Below are 14,726 nucleotides of genomic sequence, written 5' to 3'. Positions count from 1 at the left end.
GCTACGGGTACCCGATAAACCAGAGCAGCCAGATCGCCACGGGCTGCAGGGCGATCGACCCGACCAGCAGGCCGCGACGCAGCGGCCTCGACCGGGCGATCGCCGGCTCACCGAGCAGCGGTGCCAGCGGCAGCAGCAGGCGAAACAGGCTCTGCTGCGGCAGAAACACGGCCACCAGGTAGAGGCCGTAGCTCGCCGAATACGCCACCACCTCCGGCCGAAGCGGATGCAGCGCCCGCCGCGACAACCACCAGCCACACCCGGCCACGAGCAGCAGAACCAGCACGATGCCGGCCACGCCGAGGTAACGACCGGCCATCAGGAACCACGGTGTGAGCGGCACGAATTCGACCCGGCCGACAAAGCCGGTCCACCAGGACAGCTCGGTCGCGAGATAGGCGTCGTGCACGCCCGTGACGGCGCCGGCCACGAGCGGCCAGGCTAGCCCGGCCGCGGCAATACTCAGTCCGGCGGCCACGATCGCAAAGCGCTGACGCCAGGGGAAGAGCTCGCGTTCTCGCCAGCGCAGCAGCAGCACGAGAGCCAGGGCGAGCGACAGCGCGAGCACGCCCGGCCGAGTGAACGCGGCCACCGCGGCGAACGGAATCATCAGCAGGTAGTGCCGCGGCATCATCGTCCAGAGGCTCGCGAACACCAGGAACAGAAGCAGGCTCTCGGCGTAGGCCACCTGCAGAATGAACGACAGCGGCCCGAAACAGAACAGGGCGACCGCCCACAGCGCGGAATAGTGCCCGACGCGCGGTTCCAGCAGGCGGTAAAGAGCCAGCGCGGCCAGGGCCCCGAACAGGGTCGCCACGAGCACGCCCGCCACGTAGAAGTCGAGGCCGGTCAGCGCCGCCACACCGCGCCCGAGCCATGGAAACACCGGCAGAAACGCCCAGGCATTCGGCTCGACGTTGCCGCTCGCATCCGTCGGCAGCTCGGTCGGATACCCGTGCAGGGCAATCTGCCGGTAGAACGAGCTATCCCACGACCCTGAGAACGTGAAGAAGTTCGGGTCGCGGCGATAGCTCGCGAAGGTCCAGCCAGCCCGCGAGGCGACGGCAAACAGCGTGCCGAGCAGTGTGGTCGTGAGCAGCCGCGACAGGCCCCAGATCAGAAGCACGAGTCCCCACGGCGGCAGTCGCCCGAGGCGGGTGCGGAGCGCGCTTGTGCGCCGCGCCCCGCCCCCCGATGTCATCGCCCCAGACTAGCCGGGCCGCAGCGGCCGATCGAGCAGGGCCGCCCGTGGCCGAGCACGCGCCGGCAGTCAGCAGCAGCGTCCCTGCGGGTTCTTATCCTGCCGGTCAGTCTGGTCCCGCCAGAATTCGCGCTCGGTCAGGAGCGGATGCTCCGCGTGGCCGCCGACCTCAGCATCCGTTTCGCATTCACTCGCGTGGTGCGCCACATACTTCTCATAAGCGTCCTCACCGAGAACCCCTTTGAGATACCAGACCACGCCGCGGGCGCCCCTGCGGACGCCCGCCAGAAGGGTCATCAGTGACCCTTGATTGTGATCTTCTTGTGCACGGGCAGGGCATCCCACTCGGCCTGCAGTACCTTTTCGGGCGGGGTCATGATGAAGCCAGCCGGAGCATAGATCTGCGACTGCACGGCATCATCCTCGCTCGTGGCGTTCGAGCGCTGGCGGTACGCGCGCACGGTGGCCTGGATCGCCGTCAGGATAACGATGATCGAGAGCACGACGAAGATGATGGACAGCACACCCTGCACCATCGTGTTGCGCACAACAGCCTCCATCGCGAGAACGTTCGGCGCAGTCCCGAAGCTCGTTTCGCCAGCGGCGAGGGCGTCGGAGAACGCGCGGTTCTGCGCGAAGTAGCCGATGCCGGGGGTGGTTGAGAAGATCTTCAGGAACGAGGCAGAAATGGTGACCACGGCGGCGAAACCCAGCGGCAGCGCGACGATCCAGAGGTATTTGAACAGGCCACGCTTGGCGACGATGGCCATGCACACGGCCAGGGCGATGGCGGCGAGCAGCTGGTTGGCGATGCCGAACAGCGGGAACAGCGTGTTGATGCCGCCGAGCGGATCGGTCACTCCCATCAGCAGCACGGCTCCCCAGGCGGCGACCATGACGGCCGTTGCAGCCCAGGCGCCGGGACGCCAGGAGGTGTTCTTGAATTTCGGAAAGAAGTTGCCGAGGCTGTCCTGCAGCATGAAGCGGGCGACGCGGGTGCCGGCATCCACTGCGGTGAGAATGAACAGGGCCTCGAACATGATCGCGAAGTGGTACCAGAAGCTCATCATGGAGGTGCCGCCGACGAGCTGCTGCATGATGTGCGAGAGGCCGACAGCGAGCGTCGGCGCGCCGCCGGTGCGGGAGACGATGGTTTCTTCGCCGACGTTGGTGGCCATGTCGGTGAGCATGTCCGGCGTGAGGTTGACGCCGGTGAGGCCAAGGCCGTTCACGAAGGCGACCGCGCCCTGCACGGTGCCGCCGGTGAGGGCGGGCGAGGAGTTCATGGCGAAGTAGATGCCGCGGTCGATCGACAGCGCGGCAACGAGAGCCATGATGGCCACGAGGGACTCCATGAGCATGCCGCCGTAGCCGATGAAGCGGGTCTGACGTTCCTTCTGAATGAGCTTGGGTGTGGTGCCGGAGGCGATGAGCGCGTGAAAACCGCTGAGGGCGCCGCAGGCGATCGTGACGAACAGGAAGGGGAACAGGGTTCCGGCCACGACTGGGCCGGTGCCGCTCGTGGCGAATTCGCTGACGGCCGGCACGCTGATCTCCGGGCGGATGATGACGATCGCCACGGCGAGCATGCCGATCGTTCCGATTTTCATGAACGTCGACAGATAATCGCGCGGGGCGAGCAGCAGCCAGACCGGCAGAATCGCGGCGATAAAGCCGTAGATGATAATGCCCCAGGCGATGGTGACCTTGTCGAGCAGCAGGTAGGTCTGGCCCCATTCGGAGCCGTTGACCATGCCGCCGCCGATGATGGCAGCGATCAGCAGCACGAAACCGATGATCGAGATCTCGGTGATCTTCCCCGGGCGGAAGAAGCGCAGGTAGCAACCCATGAACAGCGCGATCGGGATGGTCATTCCGACCGAGAAGACGCCCCACGGGCTCTCGGCGAGGGCGTTCGTCACCACGAGGGCCAGGATGGCAACGATGATCACCATGATCACGAGGGTCGCGATAAGGGCTGCGGTGCCACCGATCACACCGAGTTCATCGCGAGCCATCTGGCCGAGGGATCGGCCGCCGCGACGCATGGAAAAGTGCAGCACGAGGTAGTCCTGCACAGCACCGGCGAGAACGACGCCGACGATGATCCAAATGGTGCCGGGCAGATAGCCAAGCTGGGCGGCCAGCACGGGGCCGACCAGGGGGCCAGCGCCGGCGATGGCGGCGAAGTGGTGGCCGAACAATACGCGGCGGTCGGTCGCGGCGAAGTCCTTGCCGTCGGCCTTGTACTCGGCCGGGGTAGCCCGACGGTCGTCGGGGCGAATGATGTGTTTCTCGATGAACTTCGAGTAGAAACGGTAGCCAATGAGATAGGTGCAGATCGCGGCGAACACGAACCAGATCGCGTTCACGGTCTCGCCACGCACGACGGCGAGCATGACCCAGCTGAGGCCACCGAGCAGTGAAATAGCCGACCAGATCGCAATTTTCAGGGGTGTCCACTGGCGATCGTGGGCGGCCAGCTCCTCGGGATCCAGGGCGACCGCGAGGTCGTGCGGAATCCGTTTCAGAGCGGTCGGTTGTGTGGTCGTGCCTTCTGACGTGCTGGACGCGGCGCCCATTTCTCCTCCTTGAGCCAACGCAGATGCTGTGAATCTGCCTTTCTACGTTACCTCGATGCGAGAATGGCTCAGCACCGTGGCGGGAAAAGGGCCAGATCGAGTGCGTAAAATGGGTATCCGGGCACTCGCCCGCATTCTGCGCCTTCGACCATTGGAGCCACCGTGGCGACGCCCACTCATCTTGATTCCGTCATCGCCCTCGCCCGCCACCGCGGTTTTGTTTTTCAGGCCGGTGAGATCTACGGCGGTTCCCGCTCTGCTTGGGACTACGGGCCCCTCGGCGTCGAGCTCAAGGAGAACATCAAGAAGCAGTGGTGGCGTTCGATGGTCACGAGTCGCGACGACGTCGTCGGCCTCGACTCGAGTGTGATCCTGCCTCGCCAGGTCTGGGAGGCATCCGGTCACGTTGAGGTCTTCAGCGACCCGCTGATCGAGTGCACGAGCTGCCACAAGCGTTTTCGCGCCGATCACCTCGAAGAGCAATATGAGGAGAAGAAGGGCCGTCCGCCCGAAAACGGCCTCGATGACATCGCCTGCCCCAACTGCGGCAACCGGCACATCTGGACCGAGCCGCGCGCTTTCTCCGGCCTGCTCAAGACCTATCTCGGCCCGGTCGACGACGAGGCCGGCATGCACTATCTGCGCCCCGAAACCGCGCAGGGCATCTTCGTGAACTTCGCCAACGTTCTTCAGGCGTCGCGCTCCAAGCCGCCGTTCGGCATCGGCCAGATCGGCAAGAGCTTTCGCAATGAGATCACCCCCGGAAACTTCATCTTTCGCACCCGCGAGTTCGAGCAGATGGAAATGGAATTCTTCGTCGAGCCCGGTACTGACGAGACCTGGCACCAGTACTGGATCGACACCCGCATGAAGTGGTACACCGACCTCGGCATCAACCCCGAGAATCTGCGTCTGTTCGAGCACCCAGCGGAAAAGCTCAGTCACTACTCCAAGCGCACCGTCGACATTGAGTACCGCTTCGGCTTCACCGGCACCGAGTTCGGCGAACTCGAGGGCGTGGCGAACCGTGGCGACTTCGACCTGTCGACCCATGCCAAGGCATCCGGTAAGGATCTGTCGTACTTCGACCAGACCAAGAACGAGCGCTGGACGCCGTGGGTGATCGAGCCGGCCGCCGGCCTGACCCGTTCACTGATGGCCTTCCTGGTCGACGCCTATGTCGAAGAAGAGGTTCCGAACAATAAGGGCGGCGTCGACAAGCGCACCGTGCTCAAGCTCGACCCGCGTCTGTCACCGGTGAAGGCCGCCATTCTGCCGCTGTCGCGCAACGAGAAGCTGTCGCCGATGGCGCGCGAACTCGCCGCGAACCTGCGCCAGCTCTGGAACGTGGACTTCGACGACGCCGGAGCCATCGGCCGCCGCTACCGTCGCCAGGACGAGATTGGCACGCCGTACTGCATCACCGTCGACTTCGACTCGCTCGACGACCAGGCCGTCACCGTGCGCGACCGCGACACCATGGCGCAGGAGCGCGTGCCGCTCGCCGAGCTCGAGGCCTACCTCGCGGTGCGTTTGCGCGGCGCCTAGCCCTCAAAACGGATGCGCAGGCATCCGTCAGGCAGAATAAGACCATGAAAGCGGTCTATTTCGAAGAGTTCGGTGTTCTTCCGGTGCTGCGCGAGCTGCCGGAGCCGCGTTTGAGCGCGGCCGGCGTGATCGTGCGAGTGGAGGCAACCGGCCTCTGCCGCAGTGACTGGCACGGCTGGCTCGGCCACGACGCCGACATCGCGCTGCCGCACGTTCCCGGGCATGAATTGGTCGGCGTGATCGATGCGGTCGGGCCGCTGGTGCGCCGATTTCGGGTGGGCCAGCGGGTAACAGTGCCCTTCGTCTGCGCCTGCGGCGAGTGCCCGGAGTGCGACGCCGGCAATGGGCAGGTCTGCCGCAACCAGACCCAGCCCGGCTTCACCCATTGGGGATCCTACGCCGAGCGGGTCGCGCTGCACCATGCCGACGTGAACCTCATCGCCATCCCCGACGATCTCGACGCCGGGGCCGCTGCGCTACTTGGCTGCCGGTTCGCCACCTCGTATCGCGGGCTCGTGCACCAGGCGGGCCTCGAGGCGGGCGAAACCCTCGTGGTCGTCGGCTGTGGCGGAGTGGGCCTCAGCGCGGTCATGATTGGGCAGGCGCTCGGCGCCACGGTCATCGCCGTCGATATCAGTGCCGACGCGCTCGAGGCGGCGACCCGCGTTGGGGCGGCGCACGTGGTCAACTCGGCCGGGCTCAGCGACTCCGAGGTGGTCGATCGCATTCGAGCGCTCACCGTGGACGGCGCGCAGGTGAGCCTCGAGGCGCTCGGCCGCGAGAATACCGTGGCCATCAGCATCCGCTCGCTGGCTACTCGGGGACGGCACGTGCAGATCGGGCTACTGGCCGACGACCCGCGGATGCCGCTCGGCACGGTAATAGCGCGGGAACTGACCGTGCTCGGCAGCCACGGTATGCCCGCCCACGACTATCCAGCGCTGCTCGATCTCGTACTGAGCGGGCGACTGCGCCCGCAGGACCTGATCAGCCGCCGCATCACCCTGGCCGAAGCGCCGACGGCCCTCGCCGCCATGTCCACGCCCGGTTCGCCGGCCGGGGTCACCCTGATCGCGCTGAGCTAGGAGGCGATTGCGCCGGCATCCGCTGCGCCGGCGACGGGCAGTGTGACGTCAATGCCGAACAGGGCGTCGAGGCCGGTCAGGTAGGCGTCCTGCTCACCCGCGCGGGCGAGGTTGCGGGCGCGCACCATGGGGGTGTGCAGCAGCACACCGGCCAGGTGGCGCAGGGCCGACTCGGTGGCCTCACTCGAGTCCCCGCGGCTGCGAGCCCGGGCGATCTCGGCGTCGCGTAGCTCGAACACGTAGCTGCGCAGGGCCACGACGGCCGGGGTGAGGCTCTGTTCTTCGGCGACGTCGGAGAACTTGCGCGCGGCCTTGCCCACGATCTCGCGGGCCTCGGTCGTGGCATTGAGTTCTTCGAGTGGGGCGTGGATGCTGATGGTCTCGAGGTCGAGAAGCTCGACGCCGGGAACCAGGGTGACATCAGGGGCGACGTTGCGGGGCAAACCGAGGTCGATGATGAGCTGCGGCGGTGCTTCAGGGCCGGAATCGGCCGGGCACAGGCGAGCCGGGGCGTCGGCGGTGGCTCCGGCAATCGCGAACGGGTCCGTGCCGATCTCGCCGCGGCCACGGGTGATCAGGGCAGCGTCAATCACGTGGTCATCGCGCAGGGTGCAGGTGACGACGACGTCGGCACGGGCCACCTCGGCGGCGAAATCCTCGGCGGGAACGGCGTCGATGTCGTGCGAAGTAGCGAAGCCGACGGCCCGACCCGAGGGCGAGTACACTCGCACGTTCTCGGCTCCGCGGTCGCGCAGGGCGGCGAGAGACGCGCCGGCGTAGCGGCCGGTTCCCACCAGCAGGATTCTTGCGCTCGACCAGTCGCTGACCCGGCTTTCGGCTAGTTCGAGAGCCAGTCGCACGATCGAGCGGCCGGCCGAACCGATGCCGGTGCGATTCTTGACGCCGCGCGAGGTCTGCGAGGCCCGCTGAAACAGGCGCTCAAGTTCGGGGCTCGTGGTGCCGTCGGCCCGAGCCTGCTCGAGCGCGCGGCGCACTTGGCCGGCGATCTCGACCTCACCGACCACAACCGATTCGAGCCCGCTGGTCACCGCGAACAGGTGCTCGGCTACGCCGTTGCCGTGCACCAGGGTGAGATTATCGCGCAAAACGTCGGCGTCGAGACCGCTCGAGGCGCTCACGGCCTCAATGGCGGCGAACACTGCGGGCAACGGTGACACGCCATAGGGCTCATCCAGGTCGAGGTAGGCCTCAAAGCGGTTGCAGGTCGCGACGACGACGGCACCGCTGAGTGGCCCGTGCTGCTCAACCATGCGCGTGGCCGACGAGCCCCCGCCCACAGACAATCTCTCCAGCACATCGAAGGTGGAGTTTTTATGACTGGCGGACAAAAGAATTAGCACTACCCGATTCTACGACTCAATGCTGTACGCTTCCGGCGCGCACCATCACATATGTTTGAGACAATGGTCGAGATGATCCTCGACGCGCAGCATCCACTCTCCACCGGCCTCACCGCCGACTCTCGCCTGATTCAGGCCTACCAGGGCACTCGGCCGGCTGTGACCCCAGTGTGGTTCATGCGCCAGGCTGGGCGATCGCTGCCCGAATACCGCGAATTGCGGGTCGGAACGCGCATGCTCGACGTGTGCCTTGACCCTGAATTGGCGAGCGAAATCTCGCTGCAGCCGGTGCGCCGCCACAACGTCGACGCCGGAATCTTCTTCAGCGATATCGTCGTTCCCCTCAAGCTCGTCGGTGTCGACGTGTCGATCGTGGCCGGCAAGGGTCCAGTTCTGGGCAAGGCCGTGCGCAGTTCAGCGGATGTCGACGAGCTCACCTCCCTCGACCCCGCCCTGCTCGAAACGGCCCTCGCGCCGATCAGCGCTGCCGTCGCGCTCGCCGTCTCCCAACTCGGGTCGACACCGCTCATCGGGTTTGCTGGTGCCCCGTTCACCCTCGCCGCCTACCTGGTCGAGGGCGGGCCGTCGAAGGACCATATCCACGCCCGCACGCTTATGCACGCCGAACCCGAGGCCTGGGCCAAGCTCATGGCCTGGACCGCCGATGTCACCGGTCGGTTCCTGCGGGCGCAAGTGCTCGCCGGCGCGAGCGCTGCCCAACTCTTCGACTCGTGGGCCGGAGCGCTCTCGCTGGCCGACTATGCGGCATCCGTTGCACCAGCGTCGGCCGCTGCGATCGCCCACGTGCGTGACCTCACCTACAGCGTTGCCGAAAGCGACCGCAACGTGCCCATCGTGCACTTCGGCGTGGGCACCGGCGAACTGCTCAAAGAAATGCACAACATCGGTGCCGACGTGGTGGGCGTGGACTACCGGGTGCCGCTCGATGAGGCCAACCGCCGACTGGGCGGTGCCGTTCCGGTGCAGGGCAACGTTGACCCGGCCCTGCTCAATGCTCCGTGGCCAGTGCTCGAAGCGCACGTGCGCGACGTGCTCGAACGCGGACGCAGTGCGCCCTCGCACGTGCTCAACCTGGGTCACGGCGTGCCGCCAGACACCGACCCCGACGTGCTCACCCGCCTGGTCAGCCTCGTGCACGACGTCAGCGCGGCCGAATAGGAGCAGCAGAATGATCGATGTTCTCGTGATCGGCGGGGGAGTGGCCGGCCTGGTCGCCGCCCGCGAATGCGCCCAGGTTGGCCTCAGCGTCACCATCATCGAAGCAACGGATACCGTCGGTGGCCCGGTTGCCGGCCACGTTCTCGACGGGCTCAGTCTCGACAGCGGTGCCGAAAGTTTTGCGGTGCGCGGGGGAACAGTGGCCGCCTTCGTTGAGGATCTCGGGCTCACCGACCAGATCGTCACGCCCAACGTGGCCGGTGCGTGGCTGCACCTGCCCGCACTCAACACCGGCTCGCCGTCCCGAGCCCGCTCGAAGAAGATCGCCGCCGGTCGTGCCCTCCCCCGTCCGTCAGCGGATGCCTCGGTCAGCGTTCCGCTGCCCAAGGCCGGCGTACTCGGAATTCCCGGTTCCCCACTCGCCGACGATGTGCGCCGCGTCATCGGCTGGAAGGGGTCCATCCGCGCCTACCTCGACCGGCACATGCCCGTGCTCACGATCGGTCGCGAACACAGCCTTGGTGACCTCGTGAAAAAGCGCATGGGCCAGCGCGTACTTGACCGGCTCGTGGAACCGGTCGCGTCTGGCGTCTACACCACGAGCGCCGTCGACCTCGAGATCGACGTCGTCGCCCCCGGACTCAACCGTGCGCTCACCACCGCCGGATCGCTCTCCGGCGCGGTATCGGCCCTGCGCTCCGGTGCCCCGGCCGGTTCCAACGTCGGCGGACTGCTCGGCGGCATGGCGAGTCTGCCCGCCGCCATCGTGACCTCCCTCCAGCGTCACAACGTGAGTATCCTCACCGGCACCACGGCCGATACCCTGGCTCGCTCCGGCAGCGATGATGCGCCGACCTGGGCTGTCACCGTCACCCGGCGAGCGGATGCCGCGCCGGCCGCCCCGACCGACCCCGCCGCCCCGCTCGACCCCGCCGCCCCCGCGAACATCACCGAGACCCTCACTGCCCGCTACGTCATCATCGCGACCCAGGGCGCTCAGGCACTGCGGCTGGTCAACCCGCTCGGCGCCCGGTTCGATGCGCTCGCCGAACTCGACTGGCCCGCCCCGACCGCGGTCACCCTCACCTCCCTCGTGCTTGACGCGCCCGCCCTCGATGCGCATCCGCGCGGCACCGGCGTGCTCGTCTCGATCGACGCTCCCGACGTCACCGCGAAGGCGCTCACCCACGTCACCGCGAAGTGGGCCTGGGTCGCCGAAGCCGCCGGTCCCGGCCGCCACGTCGTGCGGCTGTCCTATGGTCGGGCCGGCCACCCCAACCCCACCGACGATCTCAGCGACGACGAACTGCAGTCGCTTGCCCTGCACGATGCGGCCACCCTGCTCGGTGTACCCCTGCCAGCCAGCTGCGTTCGCGCCTTCGCCCGTACCGAGTGGCGTGACGCCCTGTCGCCGGCCACCCTCGGCGCGCCCGAACGCGCCCACCAGGTGCGCGAGGCCGTCGCGGCCACCCCCGCCTTGGAGATCACCGGTGCCTGGCTGGCCGGAACCGGCCTGGCCTCGGTCATTCCGCACGCCCTCGAAGCCGGCGACCGCATTCGGCACGCCGCCCTTGGCCTCACGATCACGGCACCAGACCTCTAACTGAAACTGTGCACTTGCTGTATTGATACGAGCACGCTGAGACATACCGAGCGCACCCGAGACCGAAACGGCGAACCGGGTTACTCTGGGGAGACCTTACGAAAGTGGAGACTCAATGCGCGGAAAGCTTCTGTTCATCACGGGCGGACTCGTCGGCTATGTGCTCGGCGCACGTGCCGGTCGCAAACGCTACGACCAGATCGCTGCCGCTGCCAATGATCTCTGGAACGCCAAGCCCGTGCAGCGCCGGGTGACCGAGGTGCGCGACGCCGCTCTCGAACTCGTCGGCGATGTTCCCGCCACCCTGTTCAAAGTCGGCAAGAAAGCGGTCAATCAGGCAGTCGCTAAGAAGAGGCACGGTTCCACCCCCGCCGCGACCACGCCAGCAGCCAAGGCGAGCACGACCACGAGCCGCACCGCCGCTGCGAAGCCCAAGCCCAAGCCGAAGGTGGCCCCCAAAGCCAAGCCCGCCACCGAAGACGAGTCCGACGCACAGTAACCCCGACACTAACTCGTAGAATTCTCAGACACCCGAAACACCGACACCCGAATCTAGGGAAGGCAATCCGTGACTAGCAGTGGATTCAACCCGAAGAGCAAACGCCCGTTGCTCGCCCTGATCGGGGAGCTGCCCGGCCAGATCAGTGCCCTCGTCAAAGCCGAACTGGATGCCTTCAAGGCCGAGTTCGCCACGAAGGCCAAGAACTTCGGGGTCGGTGCCGCCCTATTCATTGTAGCTGCCGCCATCCTCTTTTTCGCCCTCGGTGTGTTCGTCGCCCTCGCGGTGATCGCGTTGGCTCTCGTGCTGCCGCTGTGGCTGGCCACCCTCATCGTGGCGGTGGCGCTGGTGCTGATAGCTGTCATCCTCGTGCTCATCGGTGTCAATCGGGTGAAGGCGGCCACGAAACCCGACCCCGAGGGCGTGCACGCGAGCATCCGTCACGACGCAGATGCATTCAAGGGAGTTGGCGAATATGACACCAAATAGCGGCACGCAGACCGAGAAGCACGGCATCGGCGACCTTCGCGCCGAAGCGCGGCACGCGCGGGCCGAACTCGCCTCGACGCTCGATGCGATTGAGTATAAGTTCAACCTGCCCAAGCAACTGCGCATCAAACGGCGTCGCCTCACCCACGCCCTGCGTCAGCTCGGTGAAGACAGCCCAGCCGCCCTCGTTGGCATTGCCCTCAGCGCGGCGACCGTCGTGGGCGTCATCGTCTGGTTCGGAGCCTCCGCGGTGGCCAAGAACCGCTAGTTCCGATCAAGCCCGCTCGGTAGGTTCACAGGAACCGGCGGGCTCATTTTGGTGCCGGGCCCAATAAAGAGCAAACTAGACCCATGACTCACCCGGCTGCCGGAGAGGCAGTAACCAGCGTTCAGCCCACCACCCCCACCGATTCCGAGGTATCCGCGGCTTCGCCGCAAGGCTTCACCCTCTTTACCGTTCTGCGAAAAGATCCGCACAACCCGGATGACCTCGACGGCCGCGATGTACCGCACGCGGTCAATGAGCTCGACGACGTCGTGGCCCTCATCGAAGCCGAAGGCGTCACCGTGCGCGGCTTCTATGACGTCTCCGGCCTCAAGGCCGATGCCGATGTCATGATCTGGACCCACGCGCCAGAGGCTGAGACCCTGCAATGGGCCAACCGCGAACTGCGCCGCAGCCGCCTGCTCAAGAGCTTGCTGCCCACCTGGAACGCCATGGGCGTGCACCGCGACGCCGAGTTCAACAAGAGTCACGTGCCAGCTTTCCTGCGCGGAGTGGAACCGAAGGGCTGGCTCACCATTTACCCCTTCGTCCGCAGCTATGAGTGGTACCTGCTTCCCGACGCCGAGCGCAGCAAGATGCTGGCAGACCACGGGCGTAAGGGTGCCGCCTACCGCGGAGCCCTCGCTAACACGGTCTCGGCCTTCGCGCTCGGCGACTACGAGTGGCTGCTTCCGATCGAGAGCGACGAACTCACCGAGCTCGTCGACCTCATGCGGGGCCTCCGCGAGACCGAAGCCCGCCGCCACGTGCGCGAGGAGATCCCGTTCTACACTGGACGCCGAATCTCCACCGCCGAGATCGTCGAGGTTCTGCAGTAATGACCCACTACGACGCCGTTCTTCTGGCCGGATTCGGCGGGCCGGAAGGCCAGGACGACGTGATTCCGTTTCTGCGCAACGTCACCGGCGGCCGCGGCATTCCAGAGGAACGCCTCGAAGTCGTCGCCAAGCACTACCGCCACTACGGTGGCGTCAGCCCGATCAACTCCCAGAACCGCGTGCTGAAAGCCGCCCTGCAGGTGGAACTCAGTCGTCGCGGCATCGACCTGCCCGTGATCTGGGGCAACCGCAACTGGGCGCCATACCTCAAGGACACGATCAGTGAGGCGCACGAGGCCGGCCAAAACCGCCTGCTCGCGATCGCGACAAGCGCTTACAGTTCCTACAGCGGATGCCGCCAGTACCGCGAAGACTTCGCCGCTGCGCTGACCGAAAAAGGCCTGAACGACACGGTGCACATCGACAAGATCCGCCAGTTCTTCGATCACCCCGGCTTCGTCGACCCGTTCATCACCGGCGTGACCCAGGGCTTGAAGGACGTTGCCCTGGCCATCCCCGGCATCGATGTGGACAGCGAGGTCGAGATTCTGTTCTCGACCCACTCCATCCCGATGACCGACGCCAACAAGAGCGGCCCGGCCGAGCGCGGCTTCGGTGAGGGCGGCGCCTACGCGGCGCAGCACCGTGCCGTCGCCCAGGTCATCATGGACTCGCTAGTGGAGCCGGACGACGCCACATCGAAGCTCAAGACACAGTGGCAGCTGGTCTTCCAGTCCCGCAGCGGCCCGCCCAGCATGCCGTGGCTCGAGCCCGACATCAACGATGCGATCGCCCTGCTGCCGGCCCGCGGCATCCGCGCTGTCATCATCGTGCCGCTGGGTTTCGTAAGCGACCACATGGAAGTCCTGTGGGACCTCGACACCGAGGCGATGGAGACGAGCGAGAAGTTCGGCATCAAAGCCGTGCGTGTGCCCACTCCCGGTGTTTCGCCCGACTTCGTGAGCGGCCTCGTCGACCTGATCGAGGAACGACTGAACGACACCCCGGCCTCCGACCGCCCGGCCAAGACCGACCTCGGTCCCTGGTACGACGTATGCCGCCCCGGCTGCTGCGAAAACGTGCGCCTCGGCTTCAAGCCGGCCGTCGCTGGGATGGCACCGTGACCGTCATCCGCGTAGGCACCCGGGCGAGCGCCCTGGCCCTTGCACAGACGCAGACCATCGTGAACCGCATCGCGGCCTCGGCCGGCGTCGAGGTCGAAATCGTGCGCGTCACCACGCACGGCGACACCTCCACCGAACCGCTCTCGACCCTCGGCGGCACCGGTGTGTTCGCGAGCGCCCTGAGGGAAGCCCTGCTGAACGACGAGTGCGACGTCATCGTGCACTCGTTCAAGGACCTGCCCACCGAGGCCCACCCTGGCCTCGTCATCGGCGCAACACCCAAGCGAGCGGATGCCCGCGACGTGTTGGTGGCGCGCGCCGGCTTCACCCTGGAAACCCTGCCAGAGGGGGCCAAGGTCGGCACCGGCTCGCCGCGTCGCGTCGCCCAGCTGCTCGAGCGACGCCCCGACCTGACCGTCGTCGACATTCGCGGCAACATCGACACCCGCCTCGGACGCGTCGCCGAGGGCGACCTCGATGCCGTCGTACTCGCTGCTGCTGGTCTTGGTCGGCTCGGCCGCCTGGATTCCCTTGCGCCAGAGCATCTCGACCTCTCGGCCTGGCCCACCGCTCCTGGCCAGGGTGCGCTCGCCATCGAGGTGCGAGCCGGCAAGCCGGAACGCCTGCTCAGCGTTGCGCTTGCCGCTATGAACCACGTGTCCACCCAGGCGACGACCACCGCCGAGCGCACGGTGCTGGCCCGCCTTGAGGCCGGCTGTGCCGCACCGATCGGTGCGACCGCGGTCGTCGACGATGGTCTGCTCTTTCTCACCGCCACCGTGTACAGCCCGGATGGCTCGCGCAAGATCACGAGCTCGCACGCGGCGACCCCCGATTCCCACTCCGCCCTCCATCTCACCGAAGCCGCGCTCGACGTGGCCGAACGAGTATCCATAGATCTTCTGGCCGGTGGCGCGGCCGAGTTCGCTCCCCTGAAAGTGACTGAGTAAC

General features: G+C 66.6%; 14 protein-coding genes. 10 read left to right on the top strand and 4 right to left on the bottom strand.

The features are described 5' to 3' along the window. Nucleotide 1: 1 nt before the first annotated feature. From CJ028_RS12510 to CJ028_RS12500, 3 genes are all read right to left on the bottom strand, one after another. Entirely contained in the window at nt 2-1,201 is a 1,200-nt protein-coding gene (locus CJ028_RS12510) for a putative hexosyltransferase (protein ID WP_105035553.1), read from the bottom strand. Nucleotides 1,202-1,270: 69 nt separating this feature from the next. Further along, complete coding sequence (locus tag CJ028_RS12505) at nt 1,271-1,501, bottom strand: YbdD/YjiX family protein (RefSeq protein ID WP_439099045.1); 231 nt, start codon at nt 1,499-1,501, stop codon at nt 1,271-1,273. After that, a complete protein-coding gene (locus CJ028_RS12500; protein ID WP_105035551.1) occupies nt 1,498-3,783 on the bottom strand; it encodes a carbon starvation CstA family protein in 2,286 nt (761 codons plus the stop codon). The genes CJ028_RS12505 and CJ028_RS12500 overlap by 4 nt, the downstream gene beginning before the upstream one ends. A 162-nt stretch (nt 3,784-3,945) precedes the next feature. Between CJ028_RS12500 and CJ028_RS12495 the strand changes: the two genes are divergently transcribed. Further along, nucleotides 3,946-5,331, top strand: coding sequence for a glycine--tRNA ligase (locus CJ028_RS12495; protein WP_105035550.1), 1,386 nt, complete (start codon nt 3,946-3,948; stop codon nt 5,329-5,331). Nucleotides 5,332-5,375: 44 nt separating this feature from the next. Then, nucleotides 5,376-6,416, top strand: a complete 1,041-nt coding sequence (locus CJ028_RS12490; RefSeq protein ID WP_105035549.1) for a zinc-dependent alcohol dehydrogenase family protein — start codon at nt 5,376-5,378, stop codon at nt 6,414-6,416. On the opposite strand, the gene CJ028_RS12485 is transcribed toward CJ028_RS12490, so the two are convergent. After that, nucleotides 6,413-7,777: a glutamyl-tRNA reductase gene (locus CJ028_RS12485; protein WP_105035548.1), complete on the bottom strand. Its 1,365-nt coding sequence runs from the start codon at nt 7,775-7,777 to the stop codon at nt 6,413-6,415. The genes CJ028_RS12490 and CJ028_RS12485 overlap by 4 nt on opposite strands. Before the next feature lie 72 nt (nt 7,778-7,849). Between CJ028_RS12485 and hemE the strand changes: the two genes are divergently transcribed. From hemE to hemC, 8 genes are all read left to right on the top strand, one after another. Further along, entirely contained in the window at nt 7,850-8,956 is a 1,107-nt protein-coding gene (gene hemE / locus CJ028_RS12480; protein WP_439099044.1) for a uroporphyrinogen decarboxylase, read from the top strand. Nucleotides 8,957-8,966: 10 nt separating this feature from the next. Next, complete coding sequence (locus CJ028_RS12475) at nt 8,967-10,559, top strand: protoporphyrinogen/coproporphyrinogen oxidase (RefSeq protein ID WP_105035547.1); 1,593 nt, start codon at nt 8,967-8,969, stop codon at nt 10,557-10,559. A 115-nt stretch (nt 10,560-10,674) separates the two neighbouring features. Further along, nucleotides 10,675-11,058, top strand: a complete 384-nt coding sequence (locus CJ028_RS12470) for a hypothetical protein (RefSeq protein WP_105035546.1) — start codon at nt 10,675-10,677, stop codon at nt 11,056-11,058. A gap of 69 nt (nt 11,059-11,127) precedes the next feature. Continuing rightward, a complete protein-coding gene (locus CJ028_RS12465) occupies nt 11,128-11,547 on the top strand; it encodes a phage holin family protein (protein ID WP_105035545.1) in 420 nt (139 codons plus the stop codon). After that, entirely contained in the window at nt 11,534-11,815 is a 282-nt protein-coding gene (locus tag CJ028_RS12460) for a hypothetical protein (protein ID WP_240607233.1), read from the top strand. Before CJ028_RS12465 ends, CJ028_RS12460 begins: the two co-directional genes overlap by 14 nt. An 83-nt stretch (nt 11,816-11,898) precedes the next feature. After that, nucleotides 11,899-12,651, top strand: coding sequence for a hydrogen peroxide-dependent heme synthase (gene hemQ / locus CJ028_RS12455; RefSeq protein WP_105035544.1), 753 nt, complete (start codon nt 11,899-11,901; stop codon nt 12,649-12,651). Next, entirely contained in the window at nt 12,651-13,775 is a 1,125-nt protein-coding gene (locus tag CJ028_RS12450) for a ferrochelatase (protein WP_105035543.1), read from the top strand. The genes hemQ and CJ028_RS12450 overlap by 1 nt, the downstream gene beginning before the upstream one ends. Beyond that, complete coding sequence (gene hemC / locus CJ028_RS12445) at nt 13,772-14,725, top strand: hydroxymethylbilane synthase (RefSeq protein WP_240607232.1); 954 nt, start codon at nt 13,772-13,774, stop codon at nt 14,723-14,725. Before CJ028_RS12450 ends, hemC begins: the two co-directional genes overlap by 4 nt. Nucleotide 14,726 lies beyond the last annotated feature (1 nt).

This window comes from Cryobacterium aureum, assembly GCF_002954245.1.
Lineage (GTDB): Bacteria > Actinomycetota > Actinomycetes > Actinomycetales > Microbacteriaceae > Cryobacterium > Cryobacterium aureum.
Note: the sequence above shows the minus strand (reverse complement) of the source record. Positions and strands in the feature narration are given on the sequence as shown.

Coding starts and splice junctions, on each gene's coding strand:
- CJ028_RS12500 (WP_105035551.1), bottom strand. CDS start 3,783: ATGGGCGCCGCGTCCAGCACGTCAGAAGGCACGACCACACAACCGACC.
- CJ028_RS12510 (WP_105035553.1), bottom strand. CDS start 1,201: ATGACATCGGGGGGCGGGGCGCGGCGCACAAGCGCGCTCCGCACCCGC.
- hemQ (WP_105035544.1), top strand. CDS start 11,899: ATGACTCACCCGGCTGCCGGAGAGGCAGTAACCAGCGTTCAGCCCACC.
- CJ028_RS12470 (WP_105035546.1), top strand. CDS start 10,675: ATGCGCGGAAAGCTTCTGTTCATCACGGGCGGACTCGTCGGCTATGTG.
- hemE (WP_439099044.1), top strand. CDS start 7,850: ATGATCCTCGACGCGCAGCATCCACTCTCCACCGGCCTCACCGCCGAC.
- CJ028_RS12460 (WP_240607233.1), top strand. CDS start 11,534: ATGACACCAAATAGCGGCACGCAGACCGAGAAGCACGGCATCGGCGAC.
- CJ028_RS12475 (WP_105035547.1), top strand. CDS start 8,967: ATGATCGATGTTCTCGTGATCGGCGGGGGAGTGGCCGGCCTGGTCGCC.
- CJ028_RS12450 (WP_105035543.1), top strand. CDS start 12,651: ATGACCCACTACGACGCCGTTCTTCTGGCCGGATTCGGCGGGCCGGAA.
- CJ028_RS12490 (WP_105035549.1), top strand. CDS start 5,376: ATGAAAGCGGTCTATTTCGAAGAGTTCGGTGTTCTTCCGGTGCTGCGC.